Genomic DNA, 1,967 nt, shown 5'->3' with positions numbered 1-1,967 from the left:
GCACCGCCTCCACCTTGAATTCCTGCGTGTATTGCCTTCTCGGCACCACGTTCTCTGCCATTCTGTTCTCCATACAGTCAAAAAGTTATCAAACTTCTTGCTGTACGTGGAATCGAGACAGGGTCAAGGTCAGGTTGTGTGGCACGACGTGCCACGCACCTTGCGCGTCGAGGAGACCTAATTCGGTGCCGTCGAGCAGGAATGCACGGACACTGCGCAAGTCGTCCGCGTTCAGGTAGACGAGCAGCTGCTTACCGATGAGCTCAGTGCTGCAAGCCAGAACGGGACTCGAGTACCGTACACCATAGAGGTTGATATGCGGTCGGGTACCCTGATTCAGATAGGCGTGGACACGACAGCGCTTCGCCGACTGCATCAGGCACAGCGTGCGACGGCGAGGCTCCGGCAACCAGTTCACGAGCGTATGTCGGCCACGGACGAACGATTCCATCGCCTCGAGCGGCGAGACGTTGTTGAGTCCGGTGTGCGGCGTGCCGTTGTAGCTCGCAATTGCGTATTCGACCAACTCGTCGAGCTCGTCGAAGGATACGAACAAGCGCAGATTCCCCTTTGGGTCCGACAAAGCGCGACGCAAATCGCGAGGATGGCCGCCGGTGTAGCCCGGCAAGCGCGAGGACAACCGGGTGGCGATCGTGCCAAAGAACCGCTCGATGTAAGGACGCTCATCCGGACTGTGCTTCGGTCCGGCCGCGACCTGACAGCCAATGAACTCACATAAAGCGGCGAGCGTCTCGGTGGCGAGATTCGCCTTAGCGTTGTCGAGCTTGATGCGCTCCCACGTCACGTACGCCAGCTCCGGCATGCGTTGAGACGAGTACCCATCCATGGGACCGTAGTCGAGTTCGCAAATCGTGAAGGACCGGGCTCGATGCGGCTCGAGCGCCGATTCGATCGCTTTGATGACGTCGTAACGGCTGTATTCGCGAGCCAGAACGAGGTGATGCCCGAGCACAGCGCGTGTGCAAACGTCAATGATCACCAGCAACCAGACGCGTTCGATTTCGAACTCGTGCGTAAAACCGAGCGGATCGAGCATCACGATCTTGAGCCGGATATCGAGCCGGTGCCCGTCGAATTCAACGACCTGGTAAGGACGCGTCGCGGCGGGCGCAGCGAATTCATCGCTGCTCGGCAGGCCTTTCAGATGCGCCGCGCCAGCGGCTCGCGCAGCGATGCCGAATTCGCTCAGCAGTTCGCTTTTGACGCGGGCCGAGAGCGATCGGATCGCGTGGCTCGCCGTATTGAACGGATAATCGGCAGGCGTGAGGCCGCACTGGCGACAGTGCAACAGAAAACTGGCATGCAGTCCTTGAAGGCCGCTCAAGCGGGTGCGCAATTCGCCGCCGGTACGGATCTCGATCAACGCCACGCGACGCTGCTTTATTTGCAGCCGCAGCCACGCCGCGAGCACCGGGAATCGCTCGAACAGCTGCGATAGCGCGCCGGCGGCGCCGCGGATACCGCGTTCGTCGTTCGGTTTCACCGGACTCAAACGGACGTAATCGGCAACGCGGGCGTGCAAGACCAGCGCGCGAAAGCCATAGAGGCGACCGTCCGGGTGCGCTGCGAGTGCCCGCTCGAGCAGGCGATAAAGTTGTCGTCGGTTAACTCCCGTGCTCTGCTCAATCTCCTTGATCGCAGCGCCACGCGCATACTGCTCGATCGATGCCATACGCGCCTGGATCGATTCCCTTTCGACAGCATCAAACTCGGTCCACGCGATGGTCGGCCAGGACGACGGATCCAGTGTCTGAAATTCCGGCTTGCGACGTGCCATCATGCCGCCTCGGTTGCGACGAAGCGCGTCAGCAACGACAGCGGCTCGGTACGCAGATCAACCGCGTCCACGTGCCCTGCATACACGAGCGCGAAAATCGCCGCACGGACCAGCGCCGGATCGCCGACAGAGAGCTCACGCTCGATCTCGAGCAAGGTATGCGGCATCG

1 protein-coding gene is annotated in these 1,967 nt (G+C 61.0%); it reads right to left on the bottom strand.

The window, feature by feature from the left end; translation table 11 throughout:
• Positions 1–88 precede the first annotated feature (88 nt).
• Positions 89–1,798: an integrase gene (locus tag G3O00_RS42305; RefSeq protein ID WP_241025608.1), complete on the bottom strand. Its 1,710-nt coding sequence runs from the start codon at positions 1,796–1,798 to the stop codon at positions 89–91.
• Positions 1,799–1,967 lie beyond the last annotated feature (169 nt).

The sequence above is a fragment of the Burkholderia sp. Ac-20384 genome, assembly GCF_017104605.1.
GTDB classification, from domain to species: domain Bacteria; phylum Pseudomonadota; class Gammaproteobacteria; order Burkholderiales; family Burkholderiaceae; genus Burkholderia; species Burkholderia lata.
Note: the sequence above shows the minus strand (reverse complement) of the source record. Positions and strands in the feature narration are given on the sequence as shown.